Source organism: Streptacidiphilus neutrinimicus (assembly GCF_000787815.1).
GTDB lineage: Bacteria > Actinomycetota > Actinomycetes > Streptomycetales > Streptomycetaceae > Streptacidiphilus > Streptacidiphilus neutrinimicus.
On the sequence record NZ_BBPO01000016.1, the window covers coordinates 12,413 to 34,529 of the forward strand.

Here is a 22,117-nt window from a genome sequence, read left to right on the forward strand (position 1 = left end):
TGGGGTCCTTCCGGCTCAGACGAGCGCTGCGGTGGCGTCAACGGCGCCCGCCGCGTAGCGGTTGGCGGGGCGCGGCAGGCCGAGCAGGCCGCGCAGGGTCGACGCCTCGTAGGCGGTGCGGAAGATTCCCCGGCGCTGCAGTTCGGGCACCAGGCCGCGGGTGATCTGTTCCAGGTCGTAGGGGAGCGTTCCGGGCCGCAGCCGGAAGCCGGTGAGCCCGGCGCGCTGCCACTCCTGCAGCAGGTCGGCGAGCTCCGCCGGGGTTCCGGTGAAGACGGCGGCGTCGCTGGTGAGCGCGGCGCCGGCCTTCCGGTCCAGGCGTGCCTTGCAGTCGGCTGCGGCACCGGGGTCCTCGTCGAGGAAGACCACCAGGTCCCCGAAGATGTGCACGGTCTCGTCCGCGCGGCCCGCGGCCGCCTGGGCCGCACGGATCTCGGCGACGAGCTGCCGCGCGTGCTCGCTGTCGTGCGGAGTGACGAACCCCAGATCGCCCGACCGGCCGACCAGACGGTAGGGCTCGCCACGGTGGGCGAGGGCGGCGACGACCGGCTGGCCCTGCGGCGGACGCGGGGTGATGGAGGGCCCGCGCACGCTGAACCGGCTGCCCTCGAAGTCGATGTAGTGCAGCTTCTTGCGGTCGATGAACCGGCCCGTGGCGACATCGCGGATCTCCGCGTCGTCCTCCCAGCTGTCCCACAGGCGCCGCAGCACCTCGACGTAGTCCTCCGCCTCGCCGAAGAGCTCCTCCAACGCCGCCTGCCCTGACGGCGAGTCGAAGTCCTCCGCACTCACCCGGGGCGCCTCGCGCCGCCCGAAGTGCGCGAACTCGTCGGCGCGCCCGGAGACCTTCACCCGGATGCCGGCGCGGCCGTTGCTCACGTAGTCGAGGGTGGCGATCGCCTTGGACAGGTGGAACGGCTCGGTGTGGGTCACCACGGCGGTCGGCACCAGCCCGATGTGGCGGGTCAGCGGCGCGATCCGCGCGGCGATCAGGACCGCGTCGAGTCGGCCGCGCACCTGGTCGGTCCGTTCGTCGGGCTCGAAGGGATGGGCGGACTGCAGGCTGAGCGAGTCCTCGATGGTGACCAGGTCCAGCAGGCCGCGCTCGGCCTCGGCGACCAGGTCGGCCCAGTAGCGGGCGGTGAACAGTTCCTCGGGCCGGGCGTCGTGCTCGCGCCAGGCGGCGGGGTGCCAGCCGGCGCCGTCGAGGGCGACGGCCAGGTGCAGGAGACCGCGCTCGTCGGGCAGGGGAGCGTCGGGCTGGGGGGATTCGGGCATGGGAGACCGCTTCCGGTTCGAAAGGGAGGTGTGGTCCGAAGGTGACGCCTGCCGAGACGCGCACCGCGCCACGGCAGGCGGCCCGCTGAGCGGAACCGGCCCCGCGGCGGACAGCTGGGGACGGACGGCACGAACGGGGCGGGCGCCGAATGGCAAGCGCGGATCAGGCGGAGGAGGCGTGCGGCGCGACGGTGCGCGGCACGAGGCGTCCTAGGAGGCCGGACACAGCGCGGTGGTCACGCGCTGCAGATCGATGTGGAGCCGTGCGAACGTGGTGGTGACGCGGCAACGGGCCTTGACGGTGACGGCAGCGAACGGCATACGGGTCTGTCGCACTCTCGTCACCTCCGTCCCCGTCGGCTGGCACCGGTTCGAACTCGCGCTTACGGCGCCGTCTTCGGCGTCGCCGGGTCATCACCTGGGGCACCCCGCCGCGTGGGAGGGTTGCCGGTCAGCAAGCCAGGGCTTGATGCTGACACTCGTGACCTGGCAGAACCGTAACCCGACAGCGGCCCCCGACACAATCCCGTTGAAATCCCAACGATCACCGGCGCCGCCGGAGCTTGCCGGATCCCGGGGCGCCCCCAACCGGCGGCCATGCGCGGGTGTTTGACGCACCTGTCGCGTATCCCAACCGGATCTCACGCCTCGGTCCGGCGTTGACATCTGCCGGACCAGGCTTCTAGCTTTGCCGACCAGAACGGTCATGAGCGTCAGCGACAAGCCCTGGCTTGCTGACCGGCAACCCTCCCCACGCGGCGGGGTGCCCCAGGTGAGGACCGGACCGAACTCTCGGTAAGCGCGATGCCCCTCGGGGCGGAATGGCACAGGTGACGGCGATGCACGCAGCTCCGGGGACGGCCGCAGGCCGCCACCGCGGTCGTGCTGCCGCGTTCCTGAACCGTGCCGTCGACCTGCTGCGGGTCAACAGCGCCCTGTGTACGGGCGCCGACTGTCCTCTTCAGCAGAGCTGACAGCCTCCCCCGGCCTTCGGCCGGGACGTACATCTCGCACGCCCGGCGCGGCGTGCACCCCTGCCTCCCGCCCTCGCGTGGCGCGCTGCGGCGCGCCCCGGGGCGGCATCCCCCGCCGTGTGGCGGTGCCCGTCGGCACGGGCGCCGGCACCCGCCTTCGCCGGAGTTCACCCATGAGCGACGCTCTCGTCCCCGCCGTTCCCCCGGACACGGCGCGCCCCCGGGACACCGACCCGCCGCCCCAAGCCGCCGCGGCGCCGGCCGAGACCACCTCCACCGCCGACGCGCGGTCCGCGCAGCGGGTGATCCCGCTGCGCCACCCGGGCCGCTGGATCGTCAGCGTGGGCGTGCTGGTCCTGGTCGCCCAGATCGTCCACGGGCTCGCGACCAACCCCTTCTACCAGTGGGACCGGTTCCAGTACTGGTTCGCCCGACCCGTCCTGATGAACGGGCTGGTCATCACCCTGGAGGTCACCGCCTACAGCGCCCTGCTCGGGCTCGCGGGCGGCATCGTCCTCGCCCTGGCCAGGCTCTCCCGCAGCCCGGTGCTGCGCGCGATCAGCTGGGTCTACGTCTGGCTGTTCCGCTCGGTGCCGCTGATCGTGGTGCTTCTCTTCCTCTACAACTTCAGCGCCCTGTACCGAACGCTCAGCGTCGGCGTGCCGTTCGGGCCGGCGTTCTGGCACTTCGACGAGTCGAAACTGGCGACCGACATGGTGATCGCGGTCGTCGGGCTGAGCCTCAACGAGGCCGCCTACGCCGCCGAGGTCGTGCGCGCCGGCATCCTCTCGGTCGACCAGGGCCAGCACGAGGCCGCAGCGGCGCTCGGACTGCCCAGGCGCTACCAGTTCGCCCGGATCGTCTTCCCGCAGGCGCTGCGCGCCATCGTCCCTTCCTACGTCAACCAGCTGATCGGCCTGGTGAAGGGCACCTCGCTGGTCTTCTACGTGTCGCTGCTGGACCTGTTCGGCTCGGTCCAGAGCATGGGCAGCACCTACCCGGGCGACATCGTGCCGCTGCTGCTGGTCGCCACCGTCTGGTACGTGATCCTCACCAGCGTCGTCTCCGTGGTCCAGTTCTACGTCGAACGCCACTACTCGCGCGGCGCCCTGAGGACCCTGCCGCCGACCCCGGTGCAACGCCTGCGCCACGGACTGTCCACCCTCATCGTCCGCGTCCGGAAGGAGACCGCGTCATGAGCGTCCTGAACCCCGAGCTGGACAGCCCCGTGGATGCGGACACCGTACCCGTCGCGGTCGAGGTCCACGATGTCCACAAGTGGTACGGGGCCCACCGGGTCCTGGACGGAATCGACCTGACCGTGGCTCCGGGCGAGGTGACGGCCATCATCGGCCCGTCCGGCTCAGGCAAGTCGACCCTGCTTCGGGTGATCAACCACCTGGAGCAGCCGCAGCTCGGCCACGTGAGCCTGGGCGGCGAACCGGTCGGTGTCCGGTGGCACCGGGGCAGGCTGAAGGAGTTGAGCGAGCGCCAGATCCTGGCCCAGCGCGGCCGGATCGGTTTCGTCTTCCAGAACTTCAACCTCTTTCCGCACCTGACCGTCCTGGACAACGTGGCCGCCGCGCCCGTCGCGACCGGCCAACTGCGCAAGCCCGAGGCCCAGCGCTGGGCACGCGAGCTGCTGGACCGGGTAGGGATGGGGGAGAAGGCCGCCGCCTACCCGCGGCAGCTGTCCGGCGGTCAGCAGCAGCGGGTCGCGATCGCCCGCGCGCTCGCGCTGCGGCCGGGCGTCATCCTCTTCGACGAACCCACCTCCGCCCTCGACCCGGAACTGGTCGGCGAGGTGCTCGCCGTCATCAAGGACCTGGCCGCGAGTGGCACCACCCTCGTCATCGTCACCCACGAGATCGGCTTCGCCCGCGAGGTCGCCGACCGCGTCGTCTTCATGGACGGCGGTCGGATTCTCGAACAAGGCAGCCCGGCCGAAGTGCTGGACCAGCCGCGGCATCCGCGCACCAGGGAGTTCCTGAGCCGCGTCCTCTGAGCCCCGTCCACTGCGACCCGACCAACCCATCACCGGCACCGAACAAGCAAGGAACAGCCATGACCGGCATCCGCACCAGCAGAGTCCTCCGCAGCCTGTCCGCAGGCACTGCCGCCGCCACGCTCACCGTCGGCCTCGCCGCCTGCGGAAGCGCCGCCTCTTCCTCTGCCGCCACCTCCGCGGACCACGCATCGACCGGCGCGGTCACCGTCGCCGCCCTCGCCAACGGCGCGGGCACCGAGACCGACATCAAGGTCGCCGAAGTCACCTCCCTGCACGCCGAGCTGCCGGCCTCGATCGCCAAGAGCGGCCAGCTGGTCATCGGCGTCGGCGCGTTGCCCGCCGGCTTCCCGCCCCTCGCCTTCGTCGGCAGCGACCAGCAGACCCTCACCGGCGCCGAACCCGACTTCGGCCGCCTGGTCGCCGCCGCCCTCGGCCTCAAGCCCGTCGTGCAGAACTCCACGTGGGAGAACCTCTTCGTCGGCATCGACAGCGGCCGCACCGATGTCGGCTTCTCCAACATCACCGACACCGAGGAGCGCAAGAAGAAGTACGACTTCGCCTCCTACCGCGAGGACAACCTCGCCTTCGAGGTCACCAAGTCCAGCACCTGGAACTTCAACGGCGACTACACCACCCTCGCGGGCAGGACCGTCGCGGTCAGCGCCGGCACCAACCAGGAGAAGATCCTCCTGGAGTGGCAGGCCAAGCTGAAGGCCGCCGGCAAGCAGCTCACGGTCAAGTACTTCCCCGACAACAACGCCACCCACCTCGCGCTGGTCGGCGGCAAGATCGACGCCTACTTCGGCCCGAACCCCGGCATCGCCTACCAGATCGCCCAGGACGCCAAGACTCCCAACCCCACCCGCAACGCCGGCACCTACTCCGGCGCGGGCGCCTCCTTGCAGGGGCTCATCGCGGCGACGACGAAGAAGGACAGCGGGCTCGTCAAGCCGATCGCCGACGCCATCAACTACCTCATCAAGAACGGCCAGTACGCCAAGTGGCTCGCCGCCTGGAACCTGTCCAACGAGGCCGTCCCCACCTCCGAGATCAACCCGCCCGGCCTGCCGCTCACCAACTCCTGATCGTCCGCGCCCCGCTGCGCGCCGACTCCGACAGGCGGACCCCGGCACCCGCCGGGGTCCGCCCCTCGACCCCTTGCGTGAGGGAGAACCGCACCATCGTGTCCACCAGCGTCCACTCGCCGCAGTCACCGGAGCGCCTCGGCGCGCCACCGCATCCCCTCGACAACCCCGCCTGGGCCGCCCTCACCGGCCCGCACGCCCACCTCGCCGAACGCCTCGGCCGCGCCGCCCGCTACCCCGTCGACGTCTCCCCGTTCACCGCCCTTGCCGACCCGGCCGACCCCAGCGCCTGGCGCGACCTCGCCACCCTGGTCGGGCAGGGGAACGTGACCGCCGTGAACGGGGCGATCACCGCACCCCCCGAGGGCTGGGAGATCGTGGAGTCCGGGCAGGGCGTGCAACTCGTGGACACCGCGCTCCGGGTGGAACCGGCCCCCGAGGCGATCCGCCTCGGCCCCGACGACGTGCCCGAGATGCTCGCTCTCGTGGCCCGTACCAAGCCGGGGCCGTTCCTGCCCCGCACCGTCGAACTGGGCACCTACCTCGGCATCCGACGCGACGGCCGCCTTGTCGCCATGGCCGGCGAACGCCTGCACCCGCCCGGCTGGACCGAGATCAGCGCCGTGTGCACCGACCCGGACCACCGCGGCCAGGGACTGGCGACCCGCTTGGTCCGCGCCGTCGCCGCCGGAATCAGGCAACGAGGGGAGACGCCGTTCCTGCATGCCGCCGCCGCGAACACCAGCGCCATCCGCCTCTACGAGTCCATCGGCTTCACCCTGCGGCGCCGCACCTCTTTCCTCCTCGTCCGCGCGCCGCAGCCGCAGGGAGCATCCGAATCCGTCCGCCACGCGGACCGTGCCTGACAGGGCGTCAAGCCGCCGTGGACGATCTGCGGCCACATCGGTGACGGTCGGACCGTCGACGTCCACATCGCCCGCTTGCGCCGCAAGCTCGGACCGAGGTACCGAGAAAGCATCGTGAGGGTTCGCCGGGTCGGCCACACGTACCGGCCGAGCACGGAGGCGGCTCGGGTCGTCGCGGTCTCGAGCGTTCGACACACCACGTCGTCGAACGCTCGCGCTGGCGGGAGCTCGTGACACGCGGGCCACCACGCCGCTCCGTGCCGACCCCGAACAAGGGGATCTCATGCTGCCAACACTGTTCGCGCCGACTCCGGTCCCGCGGGAGCCCGGCCCCGACCGGACGGACGGCGCGGCCGCCGTCCTGCGGACCGTCCTGGATCGGGGACCGCTGGCCCGCACCGCCATCGTCAGCGAGACGCGACTGAGTGCTGCCGCCGTGTCGCGGCACGCGGCGGACCTGCTCGCCATGGGACTGGTCTGGCAACCCCCGGACCCCGGGCAGCAGCCCCGCCCGGGACGCCCGCGCATCCCGCTCGACATCGACACTTCGCACCACGTAGCGGCCGGCGTGCACATCGCCGTACCACGGCTCACCTTCTCGCTCACGGATCTGCGCGGCCGCGTCATCGCGTCCGAGCACATGCCGCGAGCGGAGCATCCAGGCACGGTACTGGACGAGGTCGCCGTGCAGGTGCCCCGATTCCTGCGGCGACACGCGAACGGATTCTCCGTCCTGGGGTTGGGCCTGGTCACCGGCGGCTGGGTGGACCCCGAGAAGGGGGTCCTCGTCGAGAACACCGCGCTCGGCTGGCGCGACGTGCCGTTTCGGCGCGCGCTGCGCCAAGCGGTCCGGCTGCCCGTCCATGTGGAAGGCCATGCGCGGGCCTTGGCCCGAGCGGAGCTGCTCTTCGGCACCGTGGGCGACGGCGTCCTGCTGCACCTGTTCGTGGGCAACGCCGTGGACGCGGCGATCGCCACCGGCGGAACCCTGCTGCGGGGCCGTCGGCACGGCGCGGGCGGTATCGCCCACCTGGCCGTTCCCGGATCGACCCAGCCGTGCCCGTGCGGTCGTACCGGCTGCCTGCAGGCCACCGTGGCCGACCGCACGATCGCCGCACACGCCGTCGCTGACGGCATCATTGCGCAACCCGATCTGCCCCTGCTGCTCCAGGCCGCGCGCACGGGCGACGCGCGCGCCCTGGATCTTTGCCGTACCCGGCTTCGCATGGTGGCCCGCGCCGTTCGGCCGGTCCTCGACGTGATCCAGCCGGACGTCGTGGTCCTTACCGAGGCGGTCACCCTCCATCTCCCGCACCTGCTGCCCGAACTGAGCCGCGAACTGACCGGCGCCGCCGACATGGTGCGGGCCGGCTCTTTCGGGACGGACACGCTCGCGGTGGCGGCCGCTGTGCCCGTGCTCGCGTCCGTCTATCGGGACCCGTTGGGGCTGCGTACGGCTGGAGCGGCGGGGTGAGTCACGATCCCGCGGCATTTCTTCCACGCCGCCAGAAACCGTTGCCCCAGGCGGCGTCGCGGCGGCAGACTGGATCCATGGACGCGCAGCACAAGGCCACGATCCGGGCAGCCGCACAGCGGCTCCCCGTGAACGCCTTCCGCGCGCACCACTTCGCCGGCCTGCGCTGTCGCGCCTGCTGACCGGCCTGCCGCAGACGCACTCCTGCGCACGCGCCACGCGGCGCTGACTGCCGCGCTTCCGCGCCTGCCTTCTTCGCGTTGACGCCGGCCGGCGCCTTCCACATCCGCGAGCCACGGGCGTCACCGCGTCATGCCCTGACGTAACGCCAGGCCTCGCCATCGCCACGCCTCTCGTCCGTCATGCGCACGTTCGTCGTCTCCTGGCGCCGTCATGCCGTTGCTCCGCCTGGCGTGCCGCCTCGTCGCCGCCCGTGCACACCGTCCGTCACCGGAAGGAAACCGCCCCCATGAGCAGCACGCCCACCGTCCGTCCCGTCGCCGGTCACATCGGCGCCGACATCGACGGCGTCGATCTCGCGCAGCCGCTGTCGGCCGAGGCCGTCGACATCGTCAAGCAGGCCCTGCACCGCCACAAGGTCGTCTTCTTCCGGGGCCAGAGCCTCGACCACGGCACCCAGATCGCCTTCGCGCGCCAGTTCGGCGAGCTGACCTACGCCCACCCGCACGACGACGCCCCGCCGGCGGACCACCCGGAGATCTTCACGGTCGACCCGCGCCGCTTCGAGGAGCGCTACGGCAAGGGCTTCCGCGACGAGTACCGCAAGCGTCAGTACAGCTACACCGACGGCTGGCACACCGACGTCACGGCCGCGGTGAACCCGCCGTCCGGGTCCATCCTGCGCGCCGAGACCGTTCCCGAGGTCGGTGGCGACACCCAGTGGACCAACCTCGTCGCCGCGTACGAGGGGCTGTCCGCTCCCGTCCGTGCCTTCGTGGACACCCTGCGGGCCGAGCACCGCTACGGCGGCGGTCGGGCGGCCGACGGGGACAGCGAGTACGCCCGCCGGATCAACGACAACCTGCTGGTGGCCGTCCACCCCGTGGTGCGGGTGCACCCCGAGACCGGGGAGCGCGCGCTGTTCGTGAACCCGGTCTTCACCAGCCACATCGTCGACGTCACCCCGACCGAGAGCAAGCGCATCCTCGACCTGCTCTACGCGGAGATCACCCGGCCCGAGTACACGGTGCGCTTCCGCTGGGAGACCGGACACGTCGCCTTCTGGGACAACCGCGCCACTGCGCACCTGGCCCCGCGCGACCTGGAGCACCTCGACGTGGAGCGCCGCCTGCACCGGGTCACCCTGATCGGCGAGGTGCCCGTCGGACCGGACGGACGTGAGTCCGAGCTCCTCGCCGGACGCCCCTTCACGGCCGACCACCGCGTCGCCGTCGCCTCCTGACACCACCCCACCGACATCGCGCCGCGCACCAGAGCGCAACCGACCCGCGCGTCCGACCGGAAGGATCAGTACGTCCGTGTCCACACCCCAGGGCGTCTCCGCCCCGAACCGAAGACTGTTCCTGCAGACCCTCCTCGGCGCCGGTGCGGCGCTCGGCCTGAGCGCCTGCACCAGTGCGGCCGCCAGTGGTCCGGCGCTGGCGAGCAGCGCCGCACTGCCCACGGCGGTGCCCACCGGCACCGGCCTGCGCATCGCCTCCGCACTCGGCGCCGAGCAGCTCCAGCTCCAGCTCTCGGGTCTGATCAAGCAGATCCCGTTCACCGTCTCCTCCTGGCCGAACATCGCCGCCGGACCGGACGTCATCAACGCCTTCCGGGCCAACTCGCTCGACCTGGCCAACAACGCCGGCATCCCGCCGATCCAGGCGCACTTCCAGGGCTACGACGCCCGCATCGTGGCCCTCGACCTGACCCGCAAGCCGAACTACCTGTTCGCGACCAAACCGCACAGCGACATCCAGTCGGTGGCGCAGTTCGCGGGCAAGAAGCTGGCCTTCTCCCAGGGACAGGCTCAGGGCGTGGTGCTGCTGCGGGCGCTGCGCGAGGCCGGGCTCAAGGACTCCGACGTGCAGCTCGTTCCGCTGACCAGCAACCAGTTCCTGACCGCGCTGGAGGCCGGCCAGGTGGACATCGCGCCGCTGGCGATCTCCCAGGCCCCCGCCTATCTCAACCGCTACGGCTCCGACGGCGCGCACACCATCACCACCGATGTGGTGGACCTGCTCAACCTGCTGTGGGCCCCGGCCCAGGTGCTGGCGGACGCCGACAAGGCGGCGGCGGTCGCGGCCTTCATTCCCATCTGGGCCAAGGGCCTGGTCTGGGTCTACGAGAACCCCACCGTGTGGGAGCAGGAGTACTACGTCAAGACGCAGAACATCAGCCTCACTCAGGCCCAGCAGGTGACCGCGCTGAGCAACAAGCCTCTGCTGCCCCCGAGTTGGGATGAGGCGATCGCCTGGGAGCAGCAGACCGTCGACCTGTTGGCGCAGGGCGGCTACGTGAAGTCCTTCCAGGCCGAGACGCTCTTCGACCGCAGGTTCGAGCATCTGGCGGCTGCCGCCGTCCCCGCCCAGTACCGGAGCTGACCATGGCCGACCACGTATCCTCCACCGCCGTGGTGACAGCGCCCGAGCGCACCGTCACCCGGCCGGCTCCCGGCCCGGTACCCGAATCCGGGCCGGTCCGGAGGGCGACGGCGACCGGACGCCCCCGGACGCGCCGGCTCTCCCCGGGCAAGCGCCGTCCCTATGCCCGACTGCTGGGCCCGCTGCTCCTGCTGGCCGTGTGGGCGGTGGCCAGCGCGGCCGGGCTGCTGGACCCGCGGGTCCTGCCCGCGCCTTGGACCGTCCTGCACACGGGCGCGCATCTGTGGACAACAGGAACGCTGCGCACCGATCTGGGCACCTCCCTGTGGCGTGCGGCCCAGGGCTTCGCCATCGGCCTGGTCGCGGGCGTGGCGCTGGCACTGTTGGCCGGCCTGAGCCGGATCGGCGAGGCACTGATCGACGGCACGGTGCAGGTCAACCGCGCGGTGCCGACGCTCGGCCTGATCCCGCTGTTCATCCTGTGGCTGGGCATCGGCGAGACGTTCAAGATCGTCATCATCGCGATCGTCGTCTACATCCCGGTCTACCTCAACCTGCACGCCGCCCTGGCCGGGATCGACGCCCGCTACGTCGAACTCGCCGAGACCCTTCGGCTGAGCCGCTGGCAGTTCGTCCGACAGGTCGTCATCCCCGGTGCCCTGCCCGGCTTCTTCGTCGGACTGCGCCTGGCCGTCACCGGCTCCTGGCTCTCCCTGGTCGTCCTGGAGCAGATCAACGCCACCGACGGCCTCGGCTACATGATGTTCCAGGCGCAGAACTACGGCCAGACCGACGTCATCGTCCTCGGACTGCTCATCTACGGAGTCTTCGGATTCGCCTCCGACTCCGCCGTCCGTCTCCTGGAAAGGAGGGTCCTGACATGGCGCCGATCGCTCAGCAGCTGAACGCTCAGCAGGTGACAGCCCAACAGTCGACCCCGTCGCCCGTCCCGCCCGCGTCCGCTGTAAGCCTCACCGGCCTGACCCGCTCCTTCGGCGCGCGCACCGTGCTGGACGGCATCGACCTGGAGTTCCCGCCCGGTCAGTTCGTCGCCCTCCTGGGCCACTCGGGCTCCGGCAAGAGCACCCTGTTGCGTGCCGTCGCCGGACTCGACCACGACACCGTCGGCACCGGTGAACTCGCCACCCCCGAACGCGTTTCGGTGGTCTTCCAGGACTCCCGCCTGCTGCCCTGGCGGCGCGTGCTGGACAACGTCCTGCTCGGCGCGCCCGGACGCGAGGCCGACGGTCGCGACCCGGCCGAGCGCGCACGGGCGGCGCTCGCCGAGGTCGGCCTGGCAGGCCGGGAGAACGCCTGGCCCGGTGAGCTCTCCGGCGGCGAGCAGCAGCGCGCGGCGCTGGCCCGCGCCCTGGTACGCGAGCCCGAACTCCTGCTCGCCGACGAGCCGTTCGGGGCACTCGACGCGCTCACCCGGATCCGCATGCACACCCTGCTGCGCGAACTGTGGCAGCGCCACCACCCGTCCGTGCTGCTGGTCACCCACGACGTCGACGAGGCCGTCGCCCTCGCCGACCGCGTGCTGGTCCTCGACCACGGGCGGCTCGCCGTCGACCTGGGCGTCGACCTGCCCCACCCCCGCGTCTACCGTGACCCGCAGCTGGGCGAGCACCGCGAGCGGCTCCTGGCCGCCCTCGGGGTGCGGCCCGACGGCGGACCGGCCGGCGCCGGCCCGCAGGAGGACTGAAGTGGGCGAGTACCTCTGGTACATCCCGAACACCGTCGAACCCGGGCATCGCGGCGACGACGCCCACGAAGGCTGGGGCACCCTCGAACACTCCACCGAACTCGCCCACGCGGTCGAGGACCACGGCTGGGCCGGAGCGCTCCTGGGCACCGGTTGGGGTCGACCGGACACCTTCACCGTCGCGGCCTCTCTCGCGGCCCGCACCACGACCTTCAAGCCGCTCATCGCGATCAGGCCCGGCTACTGGCACCCGGCGAACTTCGCCTCCGCCGCCGCCACGCTCGACCAGCTCAGCCGGGGCCGGGTCCTGGTCAACATCGTCAGCGGCCTGGACGACCCCGGCGCCTACGGCGACGGCGAGTTCGACCCCTCCCGCCGCTACGACCGCACCCTGGAGTTCCTCCGTCTGGTGCGACGCCTGTGGAGCGAGGAGCAGGTGACCTTCCACGGCGAGCACTACCGGGTGGACGACTCCACCGTCCGGCCCCGGCCGTGGGGCGCCGAGGAGGGACGGCACCCACGGCTGTACTTCGGCGGCGCGAGCGAGGCCGCCGAGAAGGTCGCCGCGCAGGAGGCCGACGTCCAACTGTTCTGGGGCGAACCCCTGGACGGCGTCGCCGAGCGGATCGAGCGGCTGCGCGGGCTCAGCGCGGGCGTCGAACGCGGCCATCGGCCGCTGGAGTTCGGTCTGCGCGTGACCACCGTCGTGCGGGACACGACCGAGGAGGCGTGGCTCGCCGCCGAGGAGAAGGTCGCCCACATGGCCCGGCAGGGTGCCCACGACCCCGAGGCGCGCCAACGCCGGACCGCCGTCGGTCAGCGCCGCCTGCTCGACCTGCAGGAGCGCGGCGAGGTCCTGGACAGCTGCCTCTACACGACGCCGGGCCGTTACGGGGGCGGAGGAGCCGGAACCACGTGGCTGGTCGGCTCCGCGCAGGACGTCGCCGACGCCCTGAACCGGTACCGCGCGCTCGGGGTGACGCACTTCGTGCTGTCCGACACCCCGTACCGCGAGGAGATCGCCCGCGTCGGCGACCGGCTCCTCCCACTGCTGCGACAGACCGAACCGGGCACCACGCAGCCGATCACTCGCACGGAGGTCCCAGCATGACCGCCCTCGCCCACGACAGCACCTCACTGCGGGCTGTCTTCGCCGCGTTCCCCACCGGCGTCACGGCCCTCGCCGCCCTCGTCGACGGAAAACCCGCCGGGGTCGCGGCCAGTTCGTTCACCTCGGTGTCGCTCACGCCCCCGCTCGTCTCCGTCTGCATGGCTCACAGCTCCAGCACCTGGCCGGCGCTGCGCCGAGCCGAACGCCTGGGCATCAGCGTCCTCGGCACGGACCACGCGGCCGTGTGCCGACGCCTCGCGGGGCCGAGCGGCGAGCGGTTCACCGGCGTCGCCTGGCGAGCCACACCCGACGGCGCCGTGCTGCTGGACGGCGCGAGCGCCTGGTTCGACTGCTCACTCGAACAGGTGGTCCGCGCCGGAGACCACGACATCGTCGTCCTGCGCGTCCACGACCTGCACGCCGAACCGGCCGTGGAGCCGCTGGTCTTCCACGCGAGCGTGTTCCGCTCGCTCAACCCCGGCGCCCTGCGCCCCATCCGCTGAGACCACGAAGGAACCACACACCCATGGGCAAGCAACTGCACTTCAACCTGTTCATCCACGACACCGGGCATCATGAGGCCTCCTGGCGGCTGCCGGAGTCCGACCCTTCTGCCGACCTGGACCTCGCCTTCCACCAGCGGTTGGCCCGCATCGCGGAGGACGCGAAGTTCGACTCGGTCTTCCTCGCCGACAGCCCGGTGCTGTGGGGCGACCCGGCCCGCCGGCCCTCCGCCAGGTTGGAACCGACGGTGCTGCTGGCCGCCCTTGCGGCCGGGACCACGCACATCGGGCTCATCGCCACCGCGTCCACCAGTTACAACGAGCCGTACAACCTGGCCCGCCGGTTCGCCTCCCTCGACCACCTCTCCGGTGGCCGCGCCGGCTGGAACATCGTCACCACGGCCGGTGACGCGGCGGCGCGCAACTTCGGCCTGGAGGGCCAGCCGCTGCACCGCGTCCGCTACGAGCGGGCCGCGGAGTTCCTGGAGGTCTCCACCAAGCTGTGGGACAGCTGGGCCGACGACGCGCTGGTGGCCGACAAGGAGTCCGGCGTGCACGCGCTCGCCGACAAGGTCCGCCCCGCCGACCACCTGGGCCGCTTCTTCCGGGTGGAGGGCGCGCTGAACGTGCGCCGGTCCCCGCAGGGACACCCGCTGCTCGTCCAGGCCGGCTCGTCTCAGAACGGCCGGGAGTTCGCCGCCCGCTGGGCCGAGGCCGTCTTCACCGCTCAGCCGACGCTGGAGGAGGGGCGGGCCTTCTACACCGACGTCAAGCGCCGCGCCGCGGCCGCCGGACGCGATCCCGACCACGTCAAGATTCTGCCTGGCATCGTCCCCGTCATCGGCGCGACCGAGGCGGAGGCTCGCGAGCTCGAAGCCGAACTGGACCGACTGATCCGGCCGGAGTACGCACGGGAGCAGCTGGCCACGCTGCTCAGGGTGGAGCCGGAGCGGCTGCCGTTCGACCAGGAGCTCCCCGACGACCTGCCGACCGAGGACGAGGTCGAGGGCTCCAAGAGCCGCTACACCCTCATCGTCGAACTGGCCCGGCGGGAACACCTGACGGTCCGGCAGCTCATCGGCCGACTCGGCGGCGGCCGCGGCCACCGCACCTTCACCGGGACGCCCGTCCAGGTGGCCGACACGATCCAGCACTGGTTCGAGCACGGCGCGGCCGACGGCTTCAACGTGATGCCCGCGGTGCTGCCCTCCGGGCTGGAGGTCTTCGTCGCCGAGGTGCTGCCGATCCTGCGCGAGCGCGGCCTGTTCCGCACGGAGTACCAGGGCGCCACCCTGCGCGAGCACTACGGCCTGCCCCGCCCGGTGAACCAGTACGCCACCGCTGCTGCCGCCGGTGTGTCCGCGTGACCCAGGCCTCCCGGTACGACGTCCCGGACGACCGCCGGCCCGGCGTCGTGCCCGCCCCGCCGCCCGCGCCCGGCAGGCGGGCACCCTATCGGCCTTCAAACGGTCCGTGTGCTTTCTGCCATCGCGGGCAGGCGAACCGGCAGAGAGGTTCCCGCCATGGAAGGAGCACACCATGAGCAAGGTCCAGGAGTCGATCGACGTCGACGTGCCGATCACCACCGCGTACAACCAGTGGACGCAGTTCGAGGACTTCCCGAACTTCATGGACGGCGTCGAGGAGATCACCCAGATCGACGACCGGCACAACCACTGGAGGACGAAGGTCGCCGGCGCCACTCGTGAGTTCGACACCGAGATCGTCGACCAGGTCCCGGACGACCACGTCACCTGGCGCACCACCAGCGGGGACGTGAAGCAGACCGGCATGGTGTCCTTCCAGCCGATCGACGCCACCCACACCCGCGTCATGCTGGCCATGGACTTCCAGCCCGAGGGCATCACCGAGAAGGCCGCAGACCTGACCGGCATGCTGGACCGTCAGGTCAAGGGCGACCTCAAGCGCTTCAAGCACTTCATCGAGGAGCGCGGCATGGAGACCGGCGGCTACCGCGGCCACCTGTGACGCACGGGTGCAGACGTGCGAAGGGCCCCGGCGCTTGCCGGGGCCCTTCGGTCTTTCTACCGTCAGTCCTTTCGACGGCGGCAGGCGAGCCACATCACGACGCAGACGCCCGCGGCAGCCAGGAGGAGTCCGCGGTTGTCCCGCGCCGTCCGCGCGGCCCTGGCAGTGGTGTGCCGCACCGGCTCGGGTGTCTTCGCCTCCCACAGCCGGCCGGCCTCGGTAGCCTTGGCCCGTGCCTGTCCGGCGGCCTGGTGAGCCGTTTCCTTGACGGGGTCGGGCAGCTTGCCCTGAGCCTGGTGCGCCAGGTCGGTGGCCTTCTCCTTCAACTCGCCGGCCTTGGCGGCGGCCTGTTCCTTGACGGTGGCGGCCTTTTCCCGTGCACGGGCCTTGACGTCGGTCTTGGCCGTGAGCGCCTCGATCGTCTCGCCGAGTTCGGCGCGGGTCTGCTCGACCTGTTCGCGCAGTTCCTCGGGGCTTGAGGCAAACGGCTCGTCGTGGGGCGGCTGGGTCATCGTTGCGCGCTCTCCTTGATCTCGGCCACGTCGGCCTTCACGTTCTCGATCGTCTGCTCGGGTGTGGGCGATCCAGCCCGGTTGACCTGCTTCTTCCCGCCCAGGGCCAGCACTGCAGCGACCACACCCAGCACCGCGGCGGCGACCAGCGCGGCCGCCCATACCGGCAGGACCACCGCCAGCGCAGCGATCACGGCGGCCACCAGGGCCTGCAGCATAAGGAAGGCGACGACCCCGGCGCCGCCCACCAGCCCGCCGCCCAGGCCGTAACGCTTGCCCTTCTGTCTCATCTCCGCCTGCGCCAGGGCAAGCTCACCGCGCACCAGCTCCGTCATCTGCTGCGAGGCGCGCTGCACCAGCTCAGCTACTGGTTCCTGACCGGCACCGCCCGCCTGGCGGTTGGCGGCGCTGGATTGCGGCTGCATGCTCGACACGGCCCATCACCTCCCTTTTCCATCCGATGACCGGTTTTCGTCCCGGCCTTCCGGTCGTCTGCTCGTTCGAGCGTGTACCCCGGGCCTCGCGGTTCAGAGGGACGGGCGCAGCGCCGGGATTGCCGGTCAGCTGAGGACCGCGTCGGCTGCCTTGCGCAGCGCACTGGGCTGGGAGGGCTCGCGCGGCGCCTTCTCCTTGGCCGCCAGCAGCTGCTCACCGATCTCCTGCAGTTCCTTGCGGCCCAGGGCCTCGCGGACCTTGGGGAACCACTCGCCTTCCTCTTCGTCGATGTGGTGGTCGACGTTCTCGATCAGGACGGTGGCCTTGGCGGTGAAGTGCTCGTCGTCCGGGTCCATGGCGGCGAGCTCCGCGCACAGCACGTCGGCGACGTGGTGCTCCTCGAACGACTCCAGGATGTCCTGCTCCAGGTCCGGAACGAGCTCGCGCACCCGCGGGTACATGACCTCGTTCTCGATGTAGGTGTGGACGGTCAGCTCCTCGAGGATCTTAGAGACGATCTGGCTCTGGTCGGCGCCCTTGGTGTGGAACTCGCGGAACAGCTTCCGCACGTTCTTGTGGTCCTCTTTGAGCAGCACGATCGCGTCGGTCGACACGGGACTTCCCTTCTGCGTCAGGGGATTGGTTTCGTTGTGTCAGGACAGCACGTCCGGCCTGTCCGTGCACGGTGGCGCGGCTCAGCCGGCCCCGGCGCGGGCTGTGAGCGTTCCTGCCGTGTGTCGTGCACACGCTCCTGGAAGGTCCGGATCCCAGCGACGGCGGTCGCGCGCCCTGTGCGAGCTGTGTCCCTGCCCACGAGGTCCCCTTTCCTTTCCATCGGAGCTTGGTGTCGGTCCCTTGTCGTCTAACCGTTCCGCCGGAGTGCACGCACCCGGGCTGGGCCGGATGTGTCGCCTCGTGCCGCGACATCGTGCGCATGGCGGGGGTGTTCGGGGGCACATGCGGTCTCAGGGAGTTGGCTGTCATGTCGCCGGTTTCTTCTTCCCCGGCGCGGGCGAGTCCCGCGGCCGCTGGTAGCAGCAGAGCCGCGGGGAGGGGCAGGGGCGGGACGGCGCGGTTTTCCGTCCCGTCCGCTCCGGCCCGAATCCGGCCCGAATCCGGCCCGAATCCGGCCCGAAGGAGAGGAGGAGAGGGGTGTGAACGCGACCAAGCTGGCCTACAAGCCGGTCGGGGTGCTCCTGAGCGCCGCCGCCGGTGCCGCTGCGGGCGCGGTGACCAGGCAGGTGTGGCGCGCCGCCTCCGGCGAGGCGGAGCCGCCGAAGGCAACGGAACGCGACCGTTCCTGGGGCGAGGTGCTGGCTGCCGCGGCCTTGCAAGGCGCGGTGTTCGCCCTGGCCAAGGCAACCGTTGACCGCGCCGGAGCCGCCACCGTCAAGAAGCTGACCGGCGCCTGGCCCGAATAGCTTCGCCGACCCGGGTCTGCCCCGCGCCCCAAAAGAACAGGAGTTGCCGATGACCGTCGCCGAGATCCTGCTCCTGGCCCCACCGGTGCTCGCCGCCCTGCTCGCCGTAACGCACAGGAGCGCCGCGGGACGCCACCGCCGCACCCGCTGACCGTCGCCGCGCTCGCAGTCAGCAGGTCCCCGGTGCGGATCTTCCGGTGCTCCGCGCCGGGGAAGCGACATCGTCCGATGCGTCCAGGCGGTGAAGGGAACAAGGAGCCGCGGGCGTGGTGTCCGCCGCGGAGTGGGGCTCAAGGCCGTCAGGACCAGGCCTCTCCGGCCTCGGGGTGCCATTCGGCCAAGACGATGGTGGCGTCGTCCTGCAGGCGGCCGTGGTGATGGTCGAGGATGGCGTGGATGAGGCGGCGCAGGGCTTCGGGGGCGGGTTCGCCGGCGGCGAGGGCTCGGGTGACGAAGTCGACGAGCTGGTCCTCGCCGAACTGCCCTCCGTCGGCGGAGCGGGCTTCGGTGACGCCGTCGGTGTGGATCAGGACGCGGTCGCCGGGTTCCAACTGGCCCTCGTGCATCGTGCGGGAGGGCGTGTAGCCCGGGCCGAGTCCCAAGGGGAGCTCGCCCGGGGCCTCCAGGGCCCCCGGCACGACGTGGTGGGCGCGGATCAGCAGCGGCGGCGGATGCCCGGCGTTGACCCAGGCCAGGCGCCCGGTGACAAGGTCCAGGTGCGCGAAGACGCCGGTGAGCAGGCCGCCGGGCTGCCAACGGTGCAGGTCGTGGTCGATCCGGTCGGCGATGTCGGTGAGGGTGCCGCCCGCCCGGCGGGTGGAGCGGCAGCCGGCCAGCGCGACCGCGGAGGCCAGCCCGGCGGCCAGGTCGTGCCCCATGGCGTCGACGACGGTCAGGTGCAGACGCCCGTCGTCCAGGCCGTGGTCGAAGGCGTCGCCGCCGATCTCGTAGGCGGGCTCCAGGGCGGCCGTGGAGGTGACCCGGCTGGTGCCCAGCGTGCGCGGCGGCAGGAACGCCCACACCATTTCCGCCGCGGTGGTCATCGGGCGCTGGCGCGAGACCCGGCTGAACAGGTCGCTGAATCCGCTCTTGGACACGATCGTCAGCGCGGTCACCGCCGCGAGCTGGGTGGCGCTGTCCAGCATCGCGGGCGTGATCTGGTCGGCGGTGATGTGCAGGACGCCGATCCGGGCGATGCCGTCGACCAGGGGTAGCCACACCGCCAGCGGCCGGCGGCGCGACAGCCGCAGCGACATCGTCCGGTACGCCCACCCCGCCACCGTCCCCTCGATCGCCAGCGCGTCCCCGTCATCGCCCTCGCCAGGGCCGAGCAGGGGCACCAGCTGGTCCTCCTGCACGTCCGCCAGGTATACGGTCGCCGACGCCATCCCCAGATGGCGGGCCGCCTCGTCGACCAGCTGCGCCACTTGCAGCGGGGCCGCGGTATGCGTTCGCTCCAGAAACCGGGCCAGTGCGGCCCCCAGCTCCTCCGCCATCGCGCACCGGCCCTCTCGCCGTCTGGGCTCCTCTTTCGAGTTTGAGCCCGGGCCCACCTCGGCGCGCGGCCGATGTGGGCCCATGGGAGCAACGAGTCTTGGCGGTAGACCGGATCTCGGTACCGGGTCGGTGGCTCGTCCGGGCGACGCAATCGAGCGCGATGACCACGCAGTCGAGGTCCGGAAGGTCGAAGCGGGCAAACCTCCCAGCGTGCTCCACCCTCGGTGTCACAAGCGCTGGGCCGGTGGTGGCTGGGCCGCAGCGAGTGCGGCCTCCAGATCCGGGTGGATCTGGAAGAGGCAGGTGGCTTCGGTGACCTCCAGCACCCGGGCGGTGGCCGCGGGCAGTTTGCACAGGTGGACCGGCATGCCCAGGGGTTCGGCGCGGAGCCGCAGCCCGAGCAGGGCGTTGAGGCCGGTGGAGGTGAAGAAGGTGACGTCCGTGAGGTCGACCACGACGGCGTGGAAGTCCGCCAGCGGCTTGTCGAACGCGAGCGTGTCCTTCGCGCCGTGGTCCAGGTCTCCGAAGAGGCGGTAGACCAGCACGTCGTCCACGGACTCGGCGGTGCAGCGCGCCCGCCAGGAGGACAAGTCGGCTGAGCCGGACATCAGGCGGCCTCCGTCGGTGCCGGCGTCACGGCGAGGGGGCTGTAGGCCAGGGCCGCGGCCTGCAGCGCGTCCCACAGATCCGCCACGCGACTGCGCTCCATCGCCAGGCCCGCGTCCTCGGGATGGCTCTCCGCAAGGGCCACGTAGGCGTCCAGCGCCGTCAACGCCTGTTCGACCGCGCGCGGCACCCCGCCCGGGTGCGCGTGCAGCCGCGCGGCCAGCGCGTTCAGTTCATCGCGGGTCACAGTGCTACCTCCCGCGGTGCGGAGGGCCGGGGCCGCGAGGGCGGCCTGCTGGCGTCTGTCCCCCTAAGACTCACCCACCCGGCCGAGCGTGTCAACCATGACATGAAACCAACGTCATGTTTGTGCTGTCACGACAGTACCGTCATGCTGGAGGAATGGACCACGCTCCCGCCTCGCCCGGATGGACCTTCCTGACCAACCACGCCCGGGTGCTGGTCCAGGTCGCCCGCGACCCCGGCATCCGGGTTCGCGACATCGCCGCGCACTGCCTGCTGACCGAGCGCGCGGTCATGCGGATCATCGCCGACCTGGAGCAGGACGGCTACCTCACCCACACCCGCGAAGGACGCACCAACCACTACCGCGTGCTGCCCGGTACCCACCTGCGGCACCCCGCCGACGCCGGGCCGCCCGTTTCCGACCTCCTCGCCGTCCTCACCCAAGCGCCCGACGGGACCGCCTCCCCGACGGTCGCCTGACCGTCACCGGCGCGCACTCTACCCGCCCGGACTGACAGGTGATCACTCATCTGGGCCACGCCGGACAGCGGAAGCCGCGCTGCTCCGGGGACCCGCGGGGGAGGGCGGGCCCCCGACCCCGCTCGGCCCGTTCCTGCGGGGTGGGGTGCGCGTTCTGGGTTCACCGGGCCGGCCGCGCGTCGGCTTCGCTGTTGGGCGCGCAACGCCGCGGACGGCTCAGCCGGTGTGCCGGTCCGGTGGGGGCCCGGGCCGACCGTCAGAAAGTGGCCCAGACCGTCTTGCCGTGGGGTCCTGGCGTCGTCCCCCAGACGGTGGCGAGGAGTTCGACGACGTGCAGTCCGTGACCGCCCGGTTGAGACGGCTCGACCGGGCGAACCCGAGGCAGCCGCGATTCGGCATCGGCGACCGACACCGTCAACCGCAGGCCGTTGATCACGACAGCGATCTCGGCAGCGCCCCCACCGTGGGAGCTGGCGTTGGCGACGAGCTCGGACACCACCAGCAGCACGTCCTCGACGGCCTCGTCACCCGCCGCGTCGTCCGCCCGCCAGTGCCAGTCGGCGAGGACCTCGCGGATGAAGTCCCGTGCCCGCCCGACCGGCCGCCGGACCTCGCGGAGCGACAGGCGGCGAACCTGCTGCGCGGGCACGACGGGCCGGTCCGTCTCCGGCGCGCTCATAGCGGCCTCCCTCCGGTGCAGGAGGAAGACCGCGTGTCGCCGGTGGCCGAGGTCGGCAGTGCGGCGGCAGGCGCGGTCGGCTTTCGGACACCTGTCGTCGAGGGCCGGGTGGTGTCGGCTGTCCGCTCGTTCATGGGCAGCGTCTCCCCTTGCGGTCGGGCGGTCATTCGTCAGCAACGGGAGCATAGCCCCATGCCTCCAGGGGTAGCCGGGCTTCGGACAGCCGGGGGTTGGACGGTGGACGTGTCAGCGGGTGGGGCTGCACAGCCTGCGGGCGAGGAGGTCCCAGTCGACCAGCCACGCCTCCGCTCCGGCTGGAACGCACTGCCAGGTGCGCTCCAGGAACTGGCGCAACTGTTCGGTGCGGAACACCAGGGTCACGTGGTCGTGGCGTCCGCGCAGCGTCAACGCGCTGCGGCGGCGACCGCGCGGAGACCACACGACGTCTCCCTCTCCCGCCGGGCGGGACAGGCCCGCGGCCAGCAGCTCCCGCGACAACGACCACATCGGCGGGTCGCCCTGCGCCCCCAGTTCGGGGAAGCACAGTTGCACCGCGTAGGGGTCCGCGGCCGTGTAGCGCAGGGTGCAGCGCAGCCGCGGCCGGGCCCACCCTCCACCGGCGACCGTGACCGTCACCGGGGCGTGCAGGTCCGCTGGAACTCCGGGAGGCATCACCGCTGT

Annotated in this window: 25 protein-coding genes, 1 pseudogene and 2 riboswitches; of the genes and pseudogenes, 16 read left to right on the plus strand and 10 right to left on the minus strand. The window is 71.7% G+C overall.

Features of this window, described 5'->3' with window-relative positions:
• Window positions 1-15: 15 nt before the first annotated feature.
• The gene (locus TR48_RS13005) at window positions 16-1,278 is read right to left on the minus strand and encodes an LLM class flavin-dependent oxidoreductase (RefSeq protein WP_042366349.1); all 1,263 of its coding nucleotides are present in this window, start codon (window positions 1,276-1,278) and stop codon (window positions 16-18) included.
• 210 nt (window positions 1,279-1,488) lie between these two features.
• Complete coding sequence (locus tag TR48_RS46315) at window positions 1,489-1,614, minus strand: putative leader peptide (protein ID WP_268873574.1); 126 nt, start codon at window positions 1,612-1,614, stop codon at window positions 1,489-1,491.
• A gap of 38 nt (window positions 1,615-1,652) precedes the next feature.
• Window positions 1,653-1,765: riboswitch (SAM riboswitch) on the minus strand.
• Window positions 1,766-1,980: 215 nt separating this feature from the next.
• A riboswitch (SAM riboswitch) is annotated at window positions 1,981-2,086 on the plus strand.
• Window positions 2,087-2,425: 339 nt separating this feature from the next.
• Between TR48_RS46315 and TR48_RS13010 the strand changes: the two genes are divergently transcribed.
• The 14 genes and pseudogenes from TR48_RS13010 to TR48_RS13070 all read left to right on the plus strand — a co-directional run bounded on the left by TR48_RS13010 (window position 2,426) and on the right by TR48_RS13070 (window position 15,560).
• Window positions 2,426-3,451: an amino acid ABC transporter permease gene (locus tag TR48_RS13010; RefSeq protein ID WP_042366351.1), complete on the plus strand. Its 1,026-nt coding sequence runs from the start codon at window positions 2,426-2,428 to the stop codon at window positions 3,449-3,451.
• Entirely contained in the window at window positions 3,448-4,257 is an 810-nt protein-coding gene (locus tag TR48_RS13015) for an amino acid ABC transporter ATP-binding protein (protein WP_152627945.1), read from the plus strand. The genes TR48_RS13010 and TR48_RS13015 overlap by 4 nt, the downstream gene beginning before the upstream one ends.
• 59 nt (window positions 4,258-4,316) lie before the next feature.
• Window positions 4,317-5,345: an ABC transporter substrate-binding protein gene (locus tag TR48_RS13020; RefSeq protein ID WP_042366353.1), complete on the plus strand. Its 1,029-nt coding sequence runs from the start codon at window positions 4,317-4,319 to the stop codon at window positions 5,343-5,345.
• Window positions 5,346-5,443: 98 nt separating this feature from the next.
• Entirely contained in the window at window positions 5,444-6,211 is a 768-nt protein-coding gene (locus tag TR48_RS13025; RefSeq protein ID WP_042366355.1) for a GNAT family N-acetyltransferase, read from the plus strand.
• A 30-nt stretch (window positions 6,212-6,241) separates the two neighbouring features.
• Window positions 6,242-6,367 (plus strand): annotated as a pseudogene (locus TR48_RS45445) (winged helix-turn-helix domain-containing protein); the annotation flags it as partial.
• Between the two features lie 127 nt (window positions 6,368-6,494).
• Window positions 6,495-7,685: an ROK family protein gene (locus tag TR48_RS13030; RefSeq protein ID WP_042366357.1), complete on the plus strand. Its 1,191-nt coding sequence runs from the start codon at window positions 6,495-6,497 to the stop codon at window positions 7,683-7,685.
• 469 nt (window positions 7,686-8,154) lie between these two features.
• The gene (locus TR48_RS13035) at window positions 8,155-9,108 is read left to right on the plus strand and encodes a TauD/TfdA dioxygenase family protein (protein WP_042366359.1); all 954 of its coding nucleotides are present in this window, start codon (window positions 8,155-8,157) and stop codon (window positions 9,106-9,108) included.
• Window positions 9,109-9,184: 76 nt separating this feature from the next.
• Window positions 9,185-10,252, plus strand: a complete 1,068-nt coding sequence (locus TR48_RS13040; RefSeq protein WP_042366361.1) for an ABC transporter substrate-binding protein — start codon at window positions 9,185-9,187, stop codon at window positions 10,250-10,252.
• 2 nt (window positions 10,253-10,254) lie between these two features.
• A complete protein-coding gene (locus TR48_RS13045) occupies window positions 10,255-11,157 on the plus strand; it encodes an ABC transporter permease (RefSeq protein ID WP_084729310.1) in 903 nt (300 codons plus the stop codon).
• Window positions 11,133-11,957 (plus strand): ABC transporter ATP-binding protein, encoded by an 825-nt coding sequence (locus TR48_RS13050; protein WP_084729312.1) that lies wholly within the window; start codon window positions 11,133-11,135, stop codon window positions 11,955-11,957. The genes TR48_RS13045 and TR48_RS13050 overlap by 25 nt, the downstream gene beginning before the upstream one ends.
• A 1-nt stretch (window position 11,958) precedes the next feature.
• The gene (locus TR48_RS13055; protein WP_042366363.1) at window positions 11,959-13,068 is read left to right on the plus strand and encodes an LLM class flavin-dependent oxidoreductase; all 1,110 of its coding nucleotides are present in this window, start codon (window positions 11,959-11,961) and stop codon (window positions 13,066-13,068) included.
• Window positions 13,065-13,571, plus strand: coding sequence for a flavin reductase family protein (locus tag TR48_RS13060; protein ID WP_042366365.1), 507 nt, complete (start codon window positions 13,065-13,067; stop codon window positions 13,569-13,571). The genes TR48_RS13055 and TR48_RS13060 overlap by 4 nt, the downstream gene beginning before the upstream one ends.
• Window positions 13,572-13,594: 23 nt before the next feature.
• Window positions 13,595-14,938, plus strand: coding sequence for an LLM class flavin-dependent oxidoreductase (locus TR48_RS13065; RefSeq protein ID WP_042366367.1), 1,344 nt, complete (start codon window positions 13,595-13,597; stop codon window positions 14,936-14,938).
• Window positions 14,939-15,110: 172 nt separating this feature from the next.
• Window positions 15,111-15,560 (plus strand): SRPBCC family protein, encoded by a 450-nt coding sequence (locus TR48_RS13070; RefSeq protein WP_042366368.1) that lies wholly within the window; start codon window positions 15,111-15,113, stop codon window positions 15,558-15,560.
• Between the two features lie 62 nt (window positions 15,561-15,622).
• Here the strand turns inward: TR48_RS13070 and TR48_RS13075 are convergent, their stop codons facing one another.
• From TR48_RS13075 to TR48_RS13085, 3 genes are all read right to left on the minus strand, one after another.
• On the minus strand, window positions 15,623-16,072 hold the full coding sequence (locus TR48_RS13075; protein ID WP_042366370.1) for a DUF3618 domain-containing protein: 450 nt from the start codon (window positions 16,070-16,072) through the stop codon (window positions 15,623-15,625).
• Complete coding sequence (locus tag TR48_RS13080; protein ID WP_042366373.1) at window positions 16,069-16,497, minus strand: phage holin family protein; 429 nt, start codon at window positions 16,495-16,497, stop codon at window positions 16,069-16,071. The genes TR48_RS13075 and TR48_RS13080 overlap by 4 nt, the downstream gene beginning before the upstream one ends.
• 135 nt (window positions 16,498-16,632) lie before the next feature.
• A complete protein-coding gene (locus tag TR48_RS13085; RefSeq protein ID WP_042366375.1) occupies window positions 16,633-17,121 on the minus strand; it encodes a hemerythrin domain-containing protein in 489 nt (162 codons plus the stop codon).
• A 540-nt stretch (window positions 17,122-17,661) separates the two neighbouring features.
• Here TR48_RS13085 and TR48_RS13090 point away from each other — a divergent pair.
• Window positions 17,662-17,928, plus strand: a complete 267-nt coding sequence (locus TR48_RS13090) for a DUF4235 domain-containing protein (protein WP_152627946.1) — start codon at window positions 17,662-17,664, stop codon at window positions 17,926-17,928.
• 299 nt (window positions 17,929-18,227) lie between these two features.
• Here the strand turns inward: TR48_RS13090 and TR48_RS13095 are convergent, their stop codons facing one another.
• The 3 genes from TR48_RS13095 to TR48_RS13105 form a co-directional block, all read right to left on the minus strand.
• The gene (locus tag TR48_RS13095) at window positions 18,228-19,424 is read right to left on the minus strand and encodes a PP2C family protein-serine/threonine phosphatase (protein ID WP_042366377.1); all 1,197 of its coding nucleotides are present in this window, start codon (window positions 19,422-19,424) and stop codon (window positions 18,228-18,230) included.
• Window positions 19,425-19,652: 228 nt separating this feature from the next.
• Window positions 19,653-20,033 carry an STAS domain-containing protein gene (locus tag TR48_RS13100; RefSeq protein WP_052442638.1) on the minus strand — a complete coding sequence of 127 codons (381 nt, stop codon included), beginning with the start codon at window positions 20,031-20,033 and terminating at the stop codon, window positions 19,653-19,655.
• Window positions 20,033-20,278, minus strand: coding sequence for a hypothetical protein (locus TR48_RS13105; protein WP_042366378.1), 246 nt, complete (start codon window positions 20,276-20,278; stop codon window positions 20,033-20,035). Before TR48_RS13105 ends, TR48_RS13100 begins: the two co-directional genes overlap by 1 nt.
• Before the next feature lie 155 nt (window positions 20,279-20,433).
• On the opposite strand from TR48_RS13105, the gene TR48_RS13110 reads away from it, so the two are divergent.
• A complete protein-coding gene (locus tag TR48_RS13110) occupies window positions 20,434-20,757 on the plus strand; it encodes a helix-turn-helix transcriptional regulator (protein WP_042366381.1) in 324 nt (107 codons plus the stop codon).
• A 256-nt stretch (window positions 20,758-21,013) separates the two neighbouring features.
• Here the strand turns inward: TR48_RS13110 and TR48_RS41875 are convergent, their stop codons facing one another.
• On the minus strand, window positions 21,014-21,436 hold the full coding sequence (locus tag TR48_RS41875) for an ATP-binding protein (RefSeq protein WP_042366383.1): 423 nt from the start codon (window positions 21,434-21,436) through the stop codon (window positions 21,014-21,016).
• A gap of 246 nt (window positions 21,437-21,682) precedes the next feature.
• On the minus strand, window positions 21,683-22,072 hold the full coding sequence (locus TR48_RS13120) for an SsgA family sporulation/cell division regulator (protein ID WP_042366385.1): 390 nt from the start codon (window positions 22,070-22,072) through the stop codon (window positions 21,683-21,685).
• Window positions 22,073-22,117: the final 45 nt, after the last annotated feature.

What these genes read in the sequence shown, in the direction of transcription:
- TR48_RS13005 (WP_042366349.1), bottom strand. Translation starts at nt 1,278, where the DNA reads ATGCCCGAATCCCCCCAGCCCGACGCTCCCCTGCCCGACGAGCGCGGT.
- TR48_RS13010 (WP_042366351.1), top strand. Translation starts at nt 2,426, where the DNA reads ATGAGCGACGCTCTCGTCCCCGCCGTTCCCCCGGACACGGCGCGCCCC.
- TR48_RS13015 (WP_152627945.1), top strand. Translation starts at nt 3,448, where the DNA reads ATGAGCGTCCTGAACCCCGAGCTGGACAGCCCCGTGGATGCGGACACC.
- TR48_RS13020 (WP_042366353.1), top strand. Translation starts at nt 4,317, where the DNA reads ATGACCGGCATCCGCACCAGCAGAGTCCTCCGCAGCCTGTCCGCAGGC.
- TR48_RS13030 (WP_042366357.1), top strand. Translation starts at nt 6,495, where the DNA reads ATGCTGCCAACACTGTTCGCGCCGACTCCGGTCCCGCGGGAGCCCGGC.
- TR48_RS13035 (WP_042366359.1), top strand. Translation starts at nt 8,155, where the DNA reads ATGAGCAGCACGCCCACCGTCCGTCCCGTCGCCGGTCACATCGGCGCC.
- TR48_RS13045 (WP_084729310.1), top strand. Translation starts at nt 10,255, where the DNA reads ATGGCCGACCACGTATCCTCCACCGCCGTGGTGACAGCGCCCGAGCGC.
- TR48_RS13050 (WP_084729312.1), top strand. Translation starts at nt 11,133, where the DNA reads ATGGCGCCGATCGCTCAGCAGCTGAACGCTCAGCAGGTGACAGCCCAA.
- TR48_RS13060 (WP_042366365.1), top strand. Translation starts at nt 13,065, where the DNA reads ATGACCGCCCTCGCCCACGACAGCACCTCACTGCGGGCTGTCTTCGCC.
- TR48_RS13065 (WP_042366367.1), top strand. Translation starts at nt 13,595, where the DNA reads ATGGGCAAGCAACTGCACTTCAACCTGTTCATCCACGACACCGGGCAT.
- TR48_RS13070 (WP_042366368.1), top strand. Translation starts at nt 15,111, where the DNA reads ATGAGCAAGGTCCAGGAGTCGATCGACGTCGACGTGCCGATCACCACC.
- TR48_RS13075 (WP_042366370.1), bottom strand. Translation starts at nt 16,072, where the DNA reads ATGACCCAGCCGCCCCACGACGAGCCGTTTGCCTCAAGCCCCGAGGAA.
- TR48_RS13080 (WP_042366373.1), bottom strand. Translation starts at nt 16,497, where the DNA reads ATGCAGCCGCAATCCAGCGCCGCCAACCGCCAGGCGGGCGGTGCCGGT.
- TR48_RS13095 (WP_042366377.1), bottom strand. Translation starts at nt 19,424, where the DNA reads ATGGCGGAGGAGCTGGGGGCCGCACTGGCCCGGTTTCTGGAGCGAACG.
- TR48_RS13100 (WP_052442638.1), bottom strand. Translation starts at nt 20,033, where the DNA reads ATGTCCGGCTCAGCCGACTTGTCCTCCTGGCGGGCGCGCTGCACCGCC.
- TR48_RS13110 (WP_042366381.1), top strand. Translation starts at nt 20,434, where the DNA reads ATGGACCACGCTCCCGCCTCGCCCGGATGGACCTTCCTGACCAACCAC.
- TR48_RS41875 (WP_042366383.1), bottom strand. Translation starts at nt 21,436, where the DNA reads ATGAGCGCGCCGGAGACGGACCGGCCCGTCGTGCCCGCGCAGCAGGTT.